Here is an 18220-nt window from a genome sequence, read left to right as displayed (position 1 = left end):
GAAACTAGTCCTTGACCACCAGCTTGCGTGGTACCTTTGAAAGGCATTCGACGCCGGTTTCGGTGATGACGATGCTTTCTGTGATTTCCAGCCCCATGGTTTCAAGCCAAAGCCCCGTCATGAAGTGAAAGGTCATGCCTGGCTGCAATTCAGTGCGATCACCAGGCCTCAGGCTCATCGTGCGCTCACCCCAATCTGGCGGATAGGAAAGACCGATCGAATAGCCTGTGCGATTATCTTTAATGATGCCATATTTTTTGAGAACACCGAAAAACCCAGAAGCAATGTCTTCACAGGTGTTGCCGGGCCGGGCAGCCGCGAGACCAGCCTCCATCCCCTCCAGTGTGGCCTTTTCGGCATCGAGAAATACCTGTGTCGGCTTGCCCAGGAAGACAGTTCGAGACAGCGGGCAATGATAGCGTTTATAGCACCCTGCAATCTCGAAGAACGTACCTTCGCCGGATTTCATCGGCAAATCGTTCCATGTGAGGTGGGGGGCGGAAGCATCTGCACCAGAGGGCAAGAGCGGTACGATGGCTGGATAATCACCGCCAAATTCGCCCACACCACGTGTTCCGGCGTCATAAATTTCTGCCACAAGATCGCATTTGCGCATGCCCGGTTCTATTGTATCGACGATACGTTTGTGCATCGCTTCGACAATGAGGCCCGCCTTGCGCATGTAGTCGATCTCTGTGGGGCTTTTGACGGCACGTTGCCAATTCACCAGTCCCTGAGCGTCCTTGAACCGCGCATTCGGCAAGTGCCTTTGCAGAGCGTGATGGGCCGCTGCCGTATACCAATAATTGTCGAACTCCACCGCAATCGTCTTGTTGCCCCAACCCTTATCGCCAAGGATGGACGCCAGTAAATCCATAGGATGGCGTTCCAGCGACTGCACATAGTGATCTGGATAACCAATAATACTGTCGTGGCTGATCCAGGCCGTGCGTTTTGCGCCGTTTCCGTCTTGACGGCGCCCATACCAGATTGGTTCTCCATCCATCGCAAGGACAACGCATTGATGAACATAAAAGGACCAGCCGTCATAACCGGTCAGCCAATGCATGTTGGACGGGTCGGTTACAATGATGATGTCGAAACCAGCCTTCTCCATGGCGCGTCTGGTCTTGGCAATTCTGGCGTCATACTCGGCGCGGGTGAAATTGAGTTCAACGCTCATTATTTGGCTCCAGCAGATTTGTTCGAGTCGATTTTGGCGCCAGTGTCGCGCTTGGTTGCGCGTTCCGTGGCAAGACGTGCAATGGCCGTGTCCTGAACGCCGGTGCCCGTCAGGTCGCAAAATGTGATGTCTTCAGCATTACGGAGGAAACTGCCCCCCTCTGAAATGATCTGTCCGAGTTCAGGGAAATGGGCATCGGCAGCAACGATCCCGGCGTCGATTGCGTGATGCAATTCTCCCAACCTGCGCGTCTGGCTGAGGCTGTCCGCGACATACAGGATCGGTCGGCGAAAGATCGCGGGTTCTATTTCGTTCTTGTGTTCGGCATCCGAACCCATGGCGGTGAGATGTTGCCCCGGCTCCAGCCAGTCAGCCTCGATGAGTGGCTTTTCTGACGGTGTGGTCGTGACGATGATATCGGCCCCCGCACAGGCCTTTCGCGCATCTTCAACGGGAACGACCGGGATTCCTAGCTTCTGTTCGAGGACTGCCGCTGCGCTTGTTGCTTTCTTGAAATCGCGCGCCCAGATACGCGCTTCCCTGATCGGGCGCACCAGCGTCAGGGCTTCGAGCTGCAATTGGGCCTGTATACCCGCGCCAAAGATTGCGGCTGTGCTGGCGTCTTTGCGGGCCAGATATTTTGCAGCGACCGCGCCCGCTGCTGCGGTGCGCACGTCGGTCAGATATCCATTGTCGAGCAGCAGGGCTTCGATCAGCCCGGTTTTTGCGGAAAACTGGATCATCAGGCCGTTGGTCGAAGGCAAGCCAATGGAAGGATTGTTGAAGAATCCGGGGCTGATCTTGATCGCGAAACTATCGAACCCCGGAATATAGGCGGTTTTAACATCGACTTCCCCGCGCTCGGCGGGAATGTCGAGCCGCAGGATCGGCGGCATACGGACGTCTCCACGTACAAGCGCGCGAAACGCATCTTCGACACAGGCGATGGTTTCCAGATCGAGCGTAATGAACTGACGAAGATCTGCTTCGCTCAATATCCGCATTTCAGCCATCAGCTCGCTCCCCCACAAAGCCATCCATGATCATGCGATGTTGTTTGGGATCGATATTGCCACCAGAAACAATAATCGCGGTTGGGGTTGAAACCTCAAGTTTGCCACTGAGAAGCGCGCCAACACCGACGGCGGCTGCGCCCTCGATGACTTCATTTTCGTGAAGGGCCATGTGTCTCACACCAGACGCGATCTCTTCTTCGTCAAGCAAAAGCACGTCATCCAGCAGATCGCGGCACATGGCGAAGGTCCAGCGATTATTAAGGCCGATGCCGCCGCCTAGCGAGTCCGCCAGCGAATCCACTTCTTCTACATAGACAGGATGGCCGACGGCGAGACTTGCCTGCATTGCAGCGCCCCGCCGCATTGAGATACCAACTATTCGGGCTTTGGGTTTATGTGCTTTGACTGCGGCGGCGATGCCTGCCGCCAGCCCACCACCGGAAAGCGGGATAAGCACGGTTTCCATGTCAGGCATAGTTTCCAGCAACTCAAGCCCGATGGTTCCTTGGCCCGCGATCACGTGTGGATCATCGAAAGGCGGAACCGCATTCATGTTCTCATCGCGCACAAGACGGACGACTTCCTCCATCGCGTCATCTTGAGACTTTCCGACAATGCGAATATTGGCACCCAGTCGCTCAATCGCCTCGACTTTGTTTCGCGGAACGAGTGAGGAGAGGCAGATAGTGGCTGTGAGACCTTGCAGAGAAGCCGCATGGGCCAATGCGCGGCCATGATTTCCTGTGGAAGCGGTGACAAGTCCAAACTTTCGCTTGGAAGCAGGCACGTTGAGAGCGGCGTTCGTTGCACCACGCAACTTGAAGCTGCCGGTGGTTTGGTGATTTTCAAGTTTGAGGAAGATCGGTGCCCCGGACATTTCACTGAGGCGTTTTGTGCGAACGAGCGGGGTCCGCACAATTTGGCCACGCAGCCTGTCGTGCGCCTGTTCGACTTCCCGGATACTCACCATTGCGGACACGTCTTTCGCCTCTCAAAACTAGTCGAGGAATGGAAAGTCTGCAGCCAATTGGAATGGTGCTGAAACGCAGGACGCAATAATGCACCATATGCGAAACCGTGTGGTCGCAAGCTCGTTCCCCATGTCTTGATTATTTTCGTTGCAATATGTGTGAAAGACAGGAAAGATCATGTCAATGATTATATTGGATCATTACAATTAGATTTGCGCATTGTTCTGGCGGCTAGCCTTGCCAGCCCTGTTTGCTCATGCAAGGAAGAGCGCACTGAATTCTCACTGGAACCGGATCAACCGAATGAAATCTGCCCTTAAGCTCGATGCTGTTGATCTGCGTATTCTCGATGCGGTGCAGGAGAATGCGAAAATCACAAAACTTGCATTAGCGGAAAAGGTCGGGCTGTCGCCGACGCCGTGTTGGCTGCGCCTTCGCAAACTGGAAGAAGCTGGCATAGTGACCGGTTATCATGCGCATATCGCCTACCGTAAAGTCGCTCCCATCGCGCATGTCATTGTGCAGATTACACTTGGTAATCATCGTCAAAGTGACTTTGATCGGTTTGAACGTGCCGTTTCGGCGTTGCCGGAAATCATTTCGTGCTGGTCGGTTGGTGGTGGTGTGGACTATTTCCTGATGGTCGCTGCGCGCGATATTGATGGCTACCAGCGGCTGATCGACCGGCTTTTGGACCAGAATATCGGTATCGAGCGCTATTTCACCTATATCGTGACCAAGCTGGTCAAGCATGCGAAGGGCGCTGCGCCACTATCGCTTCTTGCCGACGATCAAGCGTAGACCAAGCGGACTATGCACTGGGCCAAGTTTGGTCCAAATAACCAGTGGCGTCGGTCGCTTTGGTCCAAATCAACGGTGCTCCTATGAGATGCTTTTCCTGAATTGGGAGAAGCACGATGAATGCCGTTCTGGATCATCCGATACAACATGACGGGCTAAAAAGGCTGCGTGACAAACATCTCTTTCGCGAGCTGGCCTATATCAACGGGCGTTGGGTGGCTGGAGAGAAGGCGGAGACATTTCCGGTTGTGGACCCCGCGACAGGGCAGCGCCTGGCACGGGTCGCAAGCCTGAATGGAACCCAGACGCTTACAGCAATAGATGCGGCGGAAAAGGCATTTCCTGAATGGGCGCAGCTGCTCCCACAGAAGCGGGCGCGCATTCTGCGGCGATGGTACGAACTGATCGTCCAGAACCGGGATGACCTGGCAGTACTGATGACGCTTGAGCAGGGCAAGCCGTTTCCGGAATCCCTCGGTGAAATCGATTATGGCGCGTCTTTCGTTGAATGGTTTGCAGAAGATGCAAAACGCCTGAATGGTGAAACAATAGCGAGCCATCTGCCGGATGCAGAGATGCTGGTACGTCGCGAGGCTCTCGGCGTTGTGGGGCTGGTAACGCCATGGAATTTTCCAAACGCGATGATTACGCGGAAGGCCGCTGCTGCTATTGCAGCGGGTTGTCCGGTCGTTGTTCATCCGTCATCCGAGACGCCGCTTTCCGCACTTGCTCTCGCGGAACTTGGCGAAAGAGCGGGCTTTCCCGCTGGTGTGTTCAACGTTGTGACAGGCAAGGCGGCGCCAATCGTCGATACGCTTTGCAATGATACGCGCATACGCGCTTTGAGCTTCACGGGTTCTACTGAGATCGGCAAGCTGATCGCTTCCAAATGTGCGGCAACGGTCAAGCGCCTTGTCATGGAACTTGGCGGGCATGCACCATTGATCATTTTCGATGATGCCGATCTGGAGCGAGCTGTAGACGTGGCCATGGCCGCGAAATTCGCAACCTCCGGTCAGGACTGTTTGGCTGCAAATCGTATTTTTGTTCAGCGCGGCATTCTTGCGTCTTTCACCGAAGCCTTTGCGGCGCGCATTGCTGCGCTCAAGGTGGGCCAAGGCTTTGAAGCGGGAGTAGATATCGGGCCGCTGATGCATAGCCGCGCGGTCGAGAAGGTCGAAGAACACGTGGCGGATGCGCGTTCGCAAGGAGCGCGGGTACTCGTTGGCGGCAATCGCATCGGTGACAATACGTTGTTTTATGAACCGACTTTGCTTGTCGATGTGCCTGATGATGCGGCTATCATGCAGGAAGAAACCTTTGGCCCGGTGGCAGCTATTGCTGCATTCGATCAGGAAGATGAGGTCATCGCGCGGGCCAACGATACAGAATACGGCCTTGTCGCTTATGTTGTGACCGCCAATGGCGCACGGCAGCTGCGGATGGGGCGTGCTCTCGAATACGGCATGGTCGCCATCAATCGCGCCAAGATCACCGGTGCGCCCATACCCTTCGGCGGCTGGAAACAGTCCGGATTGGGACGCGAAGGTTCCCATTACGGCATCCACGCTTTCACCGAACTCAAATATCTCTGCATCGATACCGCCGCATGAATGTGTCGCGCAATAAAAGGAAACTGACAGTGTTAAACAACAGCAACGAATTGACCGCCTGGGACCGCGATCATTTTTTCCACCCATCGACACATATGGGCATGCATGCACGTGGTGAGACTCCAACCCGTGTGTTGGACGATGGTAAGGGTGTGTTTATCACCGACGTGAATGGACGTCAGAGCCTTGACGCCTTTGCCGGACTATACTGTGTGAATGTCGGCTATGGCCGTAAGGAGATCGCCGATGCGATCGCTGAACAGGCCCATAAACTCGCCTACTATCATGCCTATGTTGGCCATGGTACGGAAGTGTCAATTACGCTTGCCAAGATGATTATCGATCGTGCGCCCGCGCATATGAGCCGCGTCTATTTCGGCTTGTCGGGTTCCGACGCCAATGAAACCAACATCAAACTGATATGGTATTACAACAATATTCTGGGGCGTCCAGAGAAGAAAAAAATTATCTCCCGCTGGCGCGGTTATCATGGCTCCGGCGTCATGACCGGCAGTTTGACCGGCCTCGCGACTTTCCATAACGCTTTCGATCTGCCGCGTGCGCCCATATTGCATACGCAGGCGCCATACTATTTCCGCCGCGAAGATAGCTCGATGAACCAAGAGCAATTCTCACAATATTGCGCCGATCAGCTCGAGGAAATGATCATTGCGGAAGGGCCCGACACAATCGCTGCTTTCATCGGCGAGCCTGTTCTGGGGACGGGTGGTATCGTGCCGCCTCCAGCAGGATATTGGCAGAAAATACAGGCCGTGCTCGACAAATACGACATTCTGCTCGTGGCAGACGAAGTCGTGACAGGCTTTGGCCGCCTCGGCAGCATGTTTGGCTCAGACCATTACGGGATGAAGCCCGATCTGATCACCATCGCCAAGGGATTGACATCGGCCTATGCGCCACTTTCCGGATCGATCGTTTCGGATCACATGTGGGAAGTATTGGTCAAGGGATCAGACAAGATGGGACCGATTGGTCATGGCTGGACCTATTCGGCGCATCCGATCTGTGCTGCTGCCGGTGTAGCGAATCTCAAGCTCATTGACGAGCTGAAGCTGGTGGAGAATGCTGGTTCAACCGGCGCATATTTCCGCAAGGCGCTTCAGGACGCTATCGGTGATCACAAGCACGTCGGAGATGTGCGCGGTGAGGGGCTGATGGCCGCTATCGAGTTTGTGGAAGATCGCGATGATCGTCAATTCTTCGACCCGTCACTCAAGATTGGCGCACAGATTTCGACGGCCCTTCTTGCCAATGGCGTCATCGGGCGTGCAATGCCGGAAGGCGACATTCTGGGCTTTGCGCCTCCGCTTTGTCTGACGCAGGAAGAAGCGGATCAGGTCGTTTCTGCAACGAAAGCGGCGATTGAAAGCGTTTTCGCAGACCGGTGATAACAAGGCCGCGCGGGGCCAACTTCAGGATGGAGTGGCCCAACCTTGTTGACGATATTTCTGCATTCTGCGACATTCGCTTTATGCAGAACTCCATCTCCATTGATCAGGACTACCTCGTTACAAGGCTTAAGGCCCTTCTTTCGATACCAAGCCCAACGGGTTTTACGGATGAAGCCGTCCGCTATGTCGCCCGTGAACTGGAAATGCTCGGTCTGGAAGTGATGCTGACCAGACGCGGTGCAATTCGGGCCCGTCGACCGGGTGCATCCCGACGCCCGGCGCGGGGTATCGTATCGCATGTGGATACATTAGGCGCGCAGGTTAAGTACCTGAAAGATAACGGTCGTCTTGAACTGGTCTCTATCGGAAACTGGTCTGCGCGTTTCGCAGAAGGCGCACGGGTTTCCATCTTTTCCGGCAAGGGAACCTATCGCGGGTCCATCCTGCCATTAAAGGCATCCGGGCACACATTCAACGAAGAAGTCGACACTCAGCCGGTCGGCTGGCCCCATGTCGAATTGCGGGTTGATGCACTGGCACGCAACAAGGAAGACCTTGTTCAGCTTGGGATTGATGTGGGCGATATTGTTGCTGTCGATCCCGCGCCAGAGTTTATTGATAACGGCTTCATCGTCTCTCGCCATCTGGATGACAAGGCAGGCGTGGCCATCATGCTCGCCTCACTCGAAGCCATGCAGCGAGGCGGGATCGAAACGCCGGTTGACACCTATTGGCTCTTCACCATCGGCGAAGAAGTTGGGGTCGGCGCGTCGGCTGTGGTGGTTCCCGATATTGCCTCTCTCGTTGCCATCGATAATGGAACGACCGCGCCGGGGCAGAACTCGTCGGAATTCGGCGTAACGCTCGCTATGGCCGACCAGACGGGGCCCTTCGATTATCATCTGACCAAGAAGCTTTATGAACTCTGTGGCGAACAAGATATTCAGGTACAGAAAGACGTGTTCCGGTATTATCGCTCGGATGCGGCTTCTGCCGTGGAGGCAGGGCATGACGTACGGACCGCGCTGTTAACATTCGGCGTTGATGCGTCCCATGGGTATGAGCGCATTCATTTGAGCGCCTTGACCTCAATTGCTAAACTGGCCGTTCATTATGCAATGAGCGACGTGGAAATTAAACGTGACGCCGAAGAAACAGCCAAGGGTTTGAAGGGCTTTACGCATCAAAAATCCACCAAAGCCGAGCAGGATTTGAAGCCTGAAGACACTCCCGCCGAATAGCAGAAACCTTCACAGTTTAAGGGCGGGCCGAGGTCCGCCTTTTTCAGCAGTATGAAATTTATTATGATAATTAGTTGATCCAGAAAAGTTTATGCCTATAAATTAGTGTTAGCTAAATAGGCATAACGAAAGGGGATCGCTCGATGAGAAGATTATTTCGTGCTGCGCTGGCGGCAATGGCGCTCGCAATTGCGGGGCCGGCAATGCCGTCACTGGCTCAAACGCCGCCCAACGTGCTGATCGTGGGGCAGATTGCGGAGCCGCAATCGCTCGATCCGCATACAGTCACCGCAACCAATGATTTCCGTATTCTGGTCAATATCTATGATGGTCTCGTGCGCTATAAGGATGGGACACTCGAGGTTGAGCCTGCATTGGCCGAAAGCTGGACCATTTCAGATGACGGCAAGACTTATCGGTTCAAGCTGCGTCAGGGTATCAAATTTCATGATGGGTCCGATTTCAACGCCGAGGCGGTGAAGTTCAACTTTGATCGGATGTTGAAGGAGGATCATCCTTTCTACAACACCGGGCCATTTCCCCTTTCCTTCAATTTCTCGTCGATTGAAGCCGTCAATGCGATTGATCCGACAACAGTCGAGTTCAAATTGAAAGAGCCATTTGCGCCATTTCTGTCCAATCTGGCTTATCCGACGGGTCTTATCGTTTCGCCCGAAGCTGTGAAGAAATATGGCAAGGAGTTTGGGCGGCATCCATCGGGAACAGGTCCGTTCAAATTTGCCGAATGGCAATCCGGTCAACGCGTTGTGGTGGAACGAAACCCCGATTACTGGGACGGCGCGCCCGCTTTGGAAGCCGTTGTGTTCCGCCCAATAACTGATCCGAATACCCGCGTTGCAGAAATGATGGCTGGTGGCCTCGATGTCATGGTGGAAGTGCCGCCAGACAATCTTGCCACGTTCAAACAGGACGCGAATTTTGCCGTAGCGGAACAGGCCGGACCTCATGTCTGGTTCACTATTCTGAATGCAAAAACTGGCCCTTTCGCTGATAAGAAGGTACGGCAGGCTGCAAATTATGCAGTCAACAAACAGGCGCTTGTCGATAATGTTTTGCAAGGCTCCGCGACTGTTGCAGCCGGTCCCATTCCACCGGCGTTCAACTGGGTTGAAGACAAGACGGAGGCTTATCCCTATGACCCCGAAAAGGCCAAAGCATTGCTGGCCGAGGTCGGTGTCACCAATCCGGAAATCACTTTCTATGTGACAGAGGGCGGCTCTGGCATGCTTGATCCCATCACCATGGGGGCGGCGATCCAGGCGGATCTTCAGGCCGTTGGGTTCAAGGTTAAAATCGAGACTTACGAATGGAACACCTTTCTGGGCCGCGTGAACACGGGTCTCGAAGGCAAAGCCGATATGGCCGAAATGGCGTGGATGACCAATGACCCGGATACTGTGCCGTATCTGACGCTGCGGACTGATGCCTTGCCTGACAAGGGCGGATTTAATTCCGGCTATTATTCCAACCCGCAACTGGACGCGCTTCTTGAAAAAGCGCGCACGTCGAACAGCCAGGCCGAACGCGGCAAGCTCTACGGCGAGGTACAGGCGATTGTGCATGACGACGCGCCATGGCTTTTCGTAGCCAATTGGAAACAGAATGCGGTGACAACTGCTGCCGTCAAAGGCTTCAAGCTGCAACCGTCCTTCCTGCTGCATCTGAAAACGGTAACAAAGGAGTAAGCCTCAAGCCCGCTTGCCAAAGTCTACGGCAGCACTATCCCCGGATTTAAAGGAGGGCTTGAAATGCCAGCCTATATTTTAAAACGCCTTGTAGCGGTGATCCCCGTGTTGCTGGGACTTTCGATCATTGTTTTTCTCGTGATGGCTATGATCCCTGGCGACACGGCAACCGCATTGCTCGGCTCCTATGCAACGCCTGAAAACGTCGAGCGAGTAAACCGCGATCTTGGTCTGGATAAGCCTCTCGTGCAGCAGTATTTCATCTGGATCAGCAATCTGCTGCATGGCGATTTCGGCCGTTCCTTCGTTCTCAACAGGCCGGTACTCGATGAGGTTCTGGAACGATTTCATGCGACACTGATCCTGGCTGGAGTGGCGCTCGTCCTGTGTTCCATCGTCGGATTGCTGGCGGGCATCGTCTCAGCCGTACGTCAGTTTGGTTGGGCGGACAGGGCGATCACCTTCGTCGTTCTTGCTGGAATTTCCATCCCCTCCTTTTGGCTCGGTCTCCTGCTGATTTATCTCTTCGCTGTTCATTGGCGGATTCTGCCCGCATCCGGTATGTATGCCGTCTATGGCGGCGGTGATCTGAAGGACTTGATCTGGCACCTGATCTTACCTGCTGCAACACTTGCCGTTGTGGCGGCGGGTGTTATCGCCCGATTGACGCGCAGCGCGATGCTGGAAGTTTTGCGACAAGACTATATCCGCACCGCCCGCGCCAAGGGGCTGAACGAGCGACGAGTGATCTACCGCCATGCGTTTCGCGCTGCACTTGTCAGTGTCATTCCCGTGATCGGTATACAGGCAGGGTTTGTGCTGGGCGGAGCGGTCTATATCGAAACCGTATTTCAATGGCCGGGCATAGGCGCAATGCTGGTGAAGGCAATATCCACGCGCGATATTCTGCTGGTCCAAGGCGGTGTGTTTGTGGTGGCTGCGAGCTACGTCCTTTTCAATCTGGTTGCCGATATTTTCCAGACCATGCTTGATCCTAGGATTCGCACATGAGTTTGCTGACACAAAGTGCGGCGGTTCCGGCGCAGACACGATTGACCTCATGGGGGCTGCTCATGAGCAATCGGCTGGCCGCTTTCGGCTTTTTCCTGCTGGTCGCGATCTGCCTTGTCGTTCTGGCGGCGCCTTTGCTGCCGTTGCCCGATCCGGATGCTACGTCACCCGCGACGCGCTTGCAGCCCCTGTTCACGTCCGGCCATTTGCTTGGAACGGATCAACTGGGCCGGGATATCCTGAGCCGGGTCATCTGGGGGACGCGTGTATCGGTGGCAGTGGGTTTTGCTGCTACTTTGATCGCGGCTGTTATCGGTTCTTCTATCGGTCTCGTCGCTGGCTTTGTGGGTGGGCGCACCGATAATCTGATGATGCGCGGTGTCGATATGCTGATGGCATTTCCCTATATCCTGCTTGCTTTGGCGATTGTCGCAGTTCTTGGCCCCGGACTGATGAATGCGCTGTTTGCAATAGCCGTCGTCAATATCCCGTTCTTTGCGCGCAATGTACGCGGTGTTACGCTGGGTCTCGCACATCGCGAATTTATCGACGCGGCGCGGCTTTCTGGAAAAAACCCCATCTCGATATTAGCGAGCGAAGTCCTTCCCAATGTGATGCCGGTAATCGTCATCACCATGTCTACGACTGCCGGCTGGATGATCCTCGAAACGGCTGGTCTCAGCTTTCTCGGTCTGGGCGCGCAGCCGCCACAAGCTGATCTGGGTTCGATGCTGGGTGAGGGCAGGGCGCAGCTCTTCAATGCCCCGCATGTGTCGATTGTTCCGGGGCTGATGATTTTCCTGCTTGTGATTAGCTTGAATGTCCTTGGAGACGGTGTACGCGACGTTCTTGATCCACGCCTACGGTCCGGTGCCCTTGCGCGTCCCGGTGCACGAACCGAAGTCGCCAGAGATCGAGTTACAAAACCCGAAATATTGGGCAATGCGGCATTGTCGATTGATGGGTTGGAAACAGGGTTCGTCAGCGGCGGGCATTTCTCCCCTGCCGTCAAAAATGTTTCTCTCCAGTTGGAACGGGGGGAATGTCTTGGCCTCATTGGGGAAAGCGGATCAGGAAAGAGCGTTACTGCACTTTCAATCATGGGGCTTGTCGCATCGCCGCCCGGGCTTATTCGCAACGGCTCCATATTTCTTGAGGGCAGGGATGTGCTTTCCATGCCGGAGACGGAACTGACGGTCCTTCGCGGCAGCAAGGTGGCCTATGTGTTTCAGGACCCGCTCACGACATTGCATCCGATGTATTCCATCGGCTGGCAGGTCGAGGAAGCGATCGGAGCGCATCGGCGCATCACTGCAACGGAGCGGCGCGCGCAAGCAATAGCACTGCTTGAAAAAGTTGGCATTCCAGACGCCAGAGAACGCGCCAGTCACTATCCGCATCAGCTTTCCGGCGGCCAGCGCCAGCGTGTTGGCATTGCAATGGCTCTGGCAAATGATCCCGATATCATCATTGCCGACGAACCGACGACGGCGCTCGATGTAACGGTACAGGCCAGAATTCTTGATTTGCTGCGCGAATTGCAGCGTGAACGCGGCATTGCGCTGTTGTTCATCACCCATGACTTTGGCGTGGTTTCAGAAATCTGCGACCGCGTTGCGGTGATGAAGGATGGCGAGATTGTCGAGACTGGCACGGCGAGGGCAGTCCTGTCCAACCCGCAGCATGACTATACCAAGCGGCTCATTGCGTGTGTGCCGGAACTCGGACAGGGCGCAAGTTTTCTGGACAAAGTAGCTAAAGTCTTTGGACGCGGGAATAAAGGCATGACAGCATGAGTGAAATTGCTATCCGTGCACGCGATCTGACCAAAACCTTTGGTGGGGGACGAACGCTCTTCGGTCGAAAACGCCATCAGGTTGATGCGGTTAAAAAAGTATCTCTTGATCTGCGGCGGGGGGAGACCCTTGCGGTGGTCGGCGAAAGCGGCTCCGGCAAGAGCACCCTTGCGCGCATGTTTGTCGGGCTGACGGAACCCACAAGTGGGACCATGACAATCGCGGATCGCGATGCGACCGATCTGCGCAAAGCCGGGGCTTCAGCATTTGGCAAGGTCATCCAATATGTCTTTCAGGACCCTGTCGCTTCGCTCAACCCGCGCAAGACGATAGGACAAATTCTTGACGTTCCGCTTAAGCTTCTGGGCAAACTCGACACGGCGCAGCGCAAACAGAAGATGGTGCGACTGCTTGATGCCGTGCAGATGCCAAAAGACACGCTGGAACGCTATCCGCATGAGTTCTCCGGCGGGCAAGCACAGCGGATTGCAATAGCGAGAACACTCGCAGCGGAGGCCGAGATTATCGTGCTGGATGAACCAGTCAGTGCGCTTGATGTTTCGGTGCAGGCTCAGGTTCTGTTGCTCCTGGACCAGCTCAAACGGGAGTTCGATCTCTCCTATCTTTTCATAAGTCACGATCTTGCAGTTGTGGAAGCAATTTCAGATCGGGTGGCGGTGATGTATTTCGGAGAAATTGTGGAACAAGCCCCGACCCGCGATCTTTTTGCTCATCCGCGACACGCCTATACGCGACAATTGCTGGAAAGCGCACCCCGCATCAGGAAAGAGTAGAAGCGCATGGTCAAGACGGACCTTAAAAACAAGGACGAAACACGGGCGCATGCGCGCGTGAATAAAGCCAAGCGCAGGCCGGAAGAGATCGCCGACCGCATCAAGAATTTCATTCGGGCGAAAACCATGGCGCCCGGGGACCGGTTGCCTCAGGAAAAGGAATTGATCGATCAGTTCAAAGCCGCCAAGGGGACTGTTCGTGAGGCAATGAAAGCACTTGAAACGCAAGGGCTTATCTATACGCGCAGCGGGCCGGGCGGCGGCGCATTTGTGGCGGAGCCATCGGCACGACATGCTATGGAAATGCTGGGCAGCTTCTTCTTCTTCGATCAGCCAAGCTTGAGCGAAATCTACTCCATCCGCAAACTTCTGGAACCGGAAATTGCGGCATTGCTGGCAGGCAGGCTCATGCAAGGCGATATCATCCAACTGGAAAACACCATGCGCCTTTATGATCGCCCGCCTATCGATCTGGACGACCAGTACCAGCAGCGTGTGGCGGAACTCGATTTCCATTCGCTGCTGGCGCGATTGTGTCCTGACCGACTGCTCGGTTTCATCTGCGGGCTGACGCACCATCTTCTGCGGAACTTGCCTGTCGCACGGAGCATCTATGCAGATCCTACGCCTGCATCCCGTGAAGCTGGCCTCGTTTTCCAGCACCGCCTGCTGGCCGCACTTATAGAGAACAGACCCGAGGATGCACGACGCATCGCCCACGAACATATGCTGGCAGCCGAAGATTATATGCTCGCGAAGGCCAAGACAGTTGGCGGAGCTGATTAGGAAAAACCGATAAAAATGGGAACCATCCCGGCGCTCTTGCATTTGCAACTATGAGGGCCGCCGCCAGTTGATATGCGACGGCCCCTTTCGTGAGGGCATAGCCCGTAAGCTGTGAAGCAGTTTTCGGGCTGTGCAATGAACGAGGGCAGGGACAAACGGATTCCCGTTTGAAATCGCTCTCGTGATGACAATGGAGGTTTTGACCCTTTTTATGTGTGGAATTTGCGGAGAAGTCAGGTTCGATGGCGGTACGCCATCGGTTTCGGCAGTCTCGAAAATGGCGGATGTTTTAAGCCCCCGAGGGCCGGACGCATCTGGTATCGTCATCCGGGGCAATATTGGCTTCGGTCACAGAAGACTGAGGATCCTCGATCTTTCCGAAAAATCGCAGCAACCAATGATCGACGCCGACCTCGGTCTCACACTGGTTTTCAATGGATGCATCTACAATTTCCGCGAGTTGCGTGCAGAACTTGAAGCAAAGGGTTATCACTTCTTCTCCGATGGAGACACGGAAGTGATCTTGAAGGCCTGGCATGCATGGGGAGAAAATTGCGTCTCTCGATTTTTGGGTATGTTCGCATTCGCAATCCACGAACGGGATACGGGAAGGATCATTCTCGCTCGCGACCGTTTCGGGATAAAGCCGCTCTATCTTGCGGAGGTCAAAGGCGCGTTGCGTTTTGCGTCTTCGCTGCCAGCATTGGTGAAAGCTGGCGGCGTTGATACTTCAATCGACCGCGCTGCTCTCCACAATTACATGAGCTTTCACGCGGTCGTTCCACCGCCGCGCACGATCTATGAAGGTGTGCGTAAGCTTCCGCCTGCAACGATGCGCATCTATGAAGCCAATGGCAATTTCAAAGACCGGATTTATTGGCAGGCGCCCTATCGCCGACTGCCAGGTGACAGCGCTCTGAGCCGTGAGGAATGGCAGGAGCAATTGTTGGACATGCTCCGTGTGGCAGTCAAAAGACGCATGATTTCTGATGTTCCGGTCGGCGTTCTTCTTTCCGGTGGCGTGGATTCCAGCCTCATCGTGGGGTTGCTGGCCGAAGCAGGGCAGACTGGCCTTATGAGTTTTTCTGTCGGTTTCGAAGAAGCCAATGGTGAGAAAGGCGATGAGTTCGTCTATTCGGACCTGATAGCCAAGCATTTCGGAACGGATCACCACAAAATCTTTGTTCCGTCGGCGGATCTCATGGGCGCCTTGCCTGGAACCATTGCCGCCATGTCGGAGCCGATGGTTTCCTATGACAATGTGGGCTTTTACCTTCTCTCGAAGGAAGTGTCGAAGCACATCAAAGTTGTCCAATCAGGTCAGGGCGCGGACGAGGTATTCGGTGGCTATCACTGGTATTCGCCTCTCATTGATTCCAACGATGTGGTCAGCGACTATGCCAAGGGATTCCGCGACCGGACGCATGCGGTGCTTGCAACGCAATTGTCTCCAGAGTGGATGTCCGAACAGGATTACAGCCAGCAACTTCTCGAACAAAGGCTGCTTGAGGATGGCGCCGATACGCCCGTGGATCGCGCGTTGAGGCTCGATACCAATGTGATGCTCGTGGACGACCCGGTCAAACGCGTCGATAACATGACGATGGCATGGGGTCTGGAAGCGCGGGTGCCCTTCCTTGACCATGAACTCGTTGAACTGGCAGCGCGGATACCTCCTGAGGAAAAGCTGCGCGATGGCGGCAAAGGCATCCTCAAGGATGTAGCGCGGAAGATCATCCCAAGCGAGGTCATCGACCGCAAGAAGGGTTATTTTCCGGTGCCGCAGCTCAAATATATCGCCGGGCCCTATCTCGACATGTTGCGCGATGCGTTGTCATCCCAGAAGGCGCGCGAACGTGGGCTTTTTCAGCGCGATTACCTGGAGCGTCTGTTCACAAAGCCCTCAGACCACATCACGCCACTGCGTGGATCGGAATTGTGGCAGGCGGGCCTGTTGGAGATGTGGCTCCAGACGCAGGAGGCATAAATGCATAACCATGGTGAGGAACGTATGACCCGGCAGAAAGCCAGGGGCGGCAAGGCTCTTTCGCATCGTCTGACCCGCTTGCGCACGCCTGAAAGTGCTGGGTTTTACCAGGAGCATTCTCAAGGCCATAAGGCGGAAACTGATAGCAGGCATCGCAATGTAGCACTCGATTGCGGCTGGGGCCGTTTGTTGTTTGCTCAGACATTCGACAGCAACCAAGCCATTATTGACGCCATGCGGGCCGAAGCTCCGGCAAGTAGAGATATCCTGTTTTATGTCAGCGATCCGCATGTGCTATTGTCGCTGGCACCGCAAGAGATTTTTCTCGATCCGTCGCATACTTACCGTCTGGAACTGTCGACCTACCGGGCTGGCGGGCGTCGCACACGTGGCATCACCATTCGTCGCGCCATTTCGGAAATTGATGCAGATGGTATCAACGGGGTCTATGCAGCGTGCGGGATGGTTCAGCTTCGGGAAGATTTCTTTTCTGCCGAGCGGGTCAACCGCGCTGTGACCTATTTTGTCGCTCAGGACGACGCCACTGGCGAAATTGTTGGAACGGTCACTGGCATCGACCATCAGCGCTTGTTCGACGATCCTGATCGCGGGGCGTCCCTCTGGTGCCTCGCGGTTCATCCGCAGGCGCGTCAACCCGGTATTGGTGAAAAGCTGGTGCGCATGCTGGCCGAACATTTTCAGGCGCGTGGGTTGCGTCATATGGATTTGTCGGTGCTGCATGACAATGAAAACGCTATCCGTCTGTATGAGAAACTTGGATTCAATCGCGTTCCGCTTTTTGCGGTTAAGTGCAAAAACGCCATCAATGAAAAGTTCTTCGCATCTCGTCTCGAAGCCGTTGAGGCACTTAACCCCTATGCGCGGATCATTGTGGATGAAGCAATGCGCCGGGGTGTCCAGGTTGATGTAACAGATGCGGAAGGTGGCTTCTTTCGTCTCTCCTATGGGGGGCGTTCGGTTCATTGTCGCGAAAGCCTGTCTGAGATGACCTCCGGCGTTGCGATGTCGATCTGTGACGATAAGGCCGTGACCCGACGGGTTGTTGAAAAAGCGGGACTAGTCGTGCCTGCACAGATTTCCGCCGACGCCCCCCCTGAAATGCTCGAAGCTTTCTTGCGTCAACATGGGAAGCTTGTCGTCAAACCGGCGCGCGGAGAACAGGGCCAGGGGATCTCTGTTGGAATATCCGATATGAAGCAGCTGCAAACGGCAATCAAACAGGCGCGCACTGTTTGTGATCGGGTTCTGCTGGAAGCCTGTTTTGATGGTGAGGATTTGCGTCTGGTTATTATTAATTATCAGCTTGTCGCAGCAGCGGTGCGTCGCCCCCCACGTGTGGTGGGTGACGGAAAGACACCTGTGCGAAAGCTCATCGAGATTCAATCACGTCGTCGCTCTGCCGCTACTGGTGGTGAGAGCCGCATCCCTATCGACGCTGAAACTAAAAGATGTCTCCAAGAGCAGGCGCTATCGCTCGATAGCGTGCTTGAAGACGGCCATGAAATTACGGTGCGCAAGGCAGCCAATCTGCATACAGGCGGGACCATCCACGACGTGACGTCCATTGTCGATCCTGAGCTTGTCGACGCGGCTCGTCGTGCCGCGCGTGCAATCAATATTCCGGTGGTCGGCATCGACTTCATGGTCAAGCAACCGGATGGACCGGAGTACATTTTCATTGAGGCCAATGAGCGACCAGGGCTAGCCAACCATGAACCAAGACCAACAGCGGCCAAGTTTGTTGAGTGCCTGTTTCCGCAGCTTCACCACGACGGTTGAAATGGTTCTGCATCAACATATTACATGAGTAAGCCATGTTAAGCTGTTATCATGTAACGGTAACTTCTTGGGATAAATAGACAAAAAGGTGGCCCGCTTTCCG

Annotated in this window: 14 protein-coding genes; 11 read left to right on the top strand and 3 right to left on the bottom strand. The window is 54.8% G+C overall.

The features are described 5' to 3' along the window. Positions 1–4: 4 nt before the first annotated feature. Genes doeA through eutB form a run of 3 tightly spaced genes read right to left on the bottom strand, consistent with a single transcriptional unit; the run spans position 5 to position 3169 of the window. Positions 5–1183 carry an ectoine hydrolase DoeA gene (gene doeA, locus WIX40_RS18765; protein WP_339441390.1) on the bottom strand — a complete coding sequence of 393 codons (1179 nt, stop codon included), beginning with the start codon at positions 1181–1183 and terminating at the stop codon, positions 5–7. After that, entirely contained in the window at positions 1183–2196 is a 1014-nt protein-coding gene (locus tag WIX40_RS18760) for a cyclodeaminase (protein ID WP_339441388.1), read from the bottom strand. Before WIX40_RS18760 ends, doeA begins: the two co-directional genes overlap by 1 nt. Next, the gene (gene eutB / locus WIX40_RS18755) at positions 2189–3169 is read right to left on the bottom strand and encodes a hydroxyectoine utilization dehydratase EutB (RefSeq protein WP_339442350.1); all 981 of its coding nucleotides are present in this window, start codon (positions 3167–3169) and stop codon (positions 2189–2191) included. Before eutB ends, WIX40_RS18760 begins: the two co-directional genes overlap by 8 nt. A gap of 304 nt (positions 3170–3473) precedes the next feature. Between eutB and WIX40_RS18750 the strand changes: the two genes are divergently transcribed. From WIX40_RS18750 to ngg, 11 genes are all read left to right on the top strand, one after another. Next, positions 3474–3971 carry an Lrp/AsnC family transcriptional regulator gene (locus WIX40_RS18750; protein WP_121537917.1) on the top strand — a complete coding sequence of 166 codons (498 nt, stop codon included), beginning with the start codon at positions 3474–3476 and terminating at the stop codon, positions 3969–3971. A 116-nt stretch (positions 3972–4087) separates the two neighbouring features. Continuing rightward, a complete protein-coding gene (locus tag WIX40_RS18745; protein ID WP_339441386.1) occupies positions 4088–5584 on the top strand; it encodes an NAD-dependent succinate-semialdehyde dehydrogenase in 1497 nt (498 codons plus the stop codon). Between the two features lie 29 nt (positions 5585–5613). Further along, positions 5614–6993 (top strand): aspartate aminotransferase family protein, encoded by a 1380-nt coding sequence (locus WIX40_RS18740; RefSeq protein WP_339441384.1) that lies wholly within the window; start codon positions 5614–5616, stop codon positions 6991–6993. Between the two features lie 83 nt (positions 6994–7076). Then, entirely contained in the window at positions 7077–8237 is a 1161-nt protein-coding gene (locus WIX40_RS18735; RefSeq protein WP_339441382.1) for an osmoprotectant NAGGN system M42 family peptidase, read from the top strand. A 143-nt stretch (positions 8238–8380) separates the two neighbouring features. After that, positions 8381–9943, top strand: a complete 1563-nt coding sequence (locus tag WIX40_RS18730; protein WP_339441380.1) for an ABC transporter substrate-binding protein — start codon at positions 8381–8383, stop codon at positions 9941–9943. 63 nt (positions 9944–10006) lie between these two features. Continuing rightward, positions 10007–10954: an ABC transporter permease gene (locus WIX40_RS18725; RefSeq protein WP_339441378.1), complete on the top strand. Its 948-nt coding sequence runs from the start codon at positions 10007–10009 to the stop codon at positions 10952–10954. After that, positions 10951–12750, top strand: a complete 1800-nt coding sequence (locus WIX40_RS18720; protein WP_339441376.1) for a dipeptide/oligopeptide/nickel ABC transporter permease/ATP-binding protein — start codon at positions 10951–10953, stop codon at positions 12748–12750. The genes WIX40_RS18725 and WIX40_RS18720 overlap by 4 nt, the downstream gene beginning before the upstream one ends. Beyond that, a complete protein-coding gene (locus WIX40_RS18715; RefSeq protein ID WP_339441374.1) occupies positions 12747–13544 on the top strand; it encodes an ATP-binding cassette domain-containing protein in 798 nt (265 codons plus the stop codon). Before WIX40_RS18720 ends, WIX40_RS18715 begins: the two co-directional genes overlap by 4 nt. Before the next feature lie 6 nt (positions 13545–13550). Next, positions 13551–14330 carry a FadR/GntR family transcriptional regulator gene (locus tag WIX40_RS18710; RefSeq protein ID WP_339441372.1) on the top strand — a complete coding sequence of 260 codons (780 nt, stop codon included), beginning with the start codon at positions 13551–13553 and terminating at the stop codon, positions 14328–14330. Between the two features lie 211 nt (positions 14331–14541). Then, the gene (locus WIX40_RS18705; RefSeq protein ID WP_339442349.1) at positions 14542–16317 is read left to right on the top strand and encodes an N-acetylglutaminylglutamine amidotransferase; all 1776 of its coding nucleotides are present in this window, start codon (positions 14542–14544) and stop codon (positions 16315–16317) included. Further along, positions 16318–18117, top strand: coding sequence for an N-acetylglutaminylglutamine synthetase (ngg, locus tag WIX40_RS18700; protein WP_339441371.1), 1800 nt, complete (start codon positions 16318–16320; stop codon positions 18115–18117). It abuts the gene before it with no gap. The last annotated feature ends 103 nt before the right edge of the window (positions 18118–18220 follow it).

Origin of the sequence: Ochrobactrum teleogrylli, from assembly GCF_037482325.1 — a bacterium.
GTDB lineage: Bacteria > Pseudomonadota > Alphaproteobacteria > Rhizobiales > Rhizobiaceae > Brucella > Brucella teleogrylli.
This window is presented reverse-complemented; position numbering and strand designations above follow the sequence as displayed.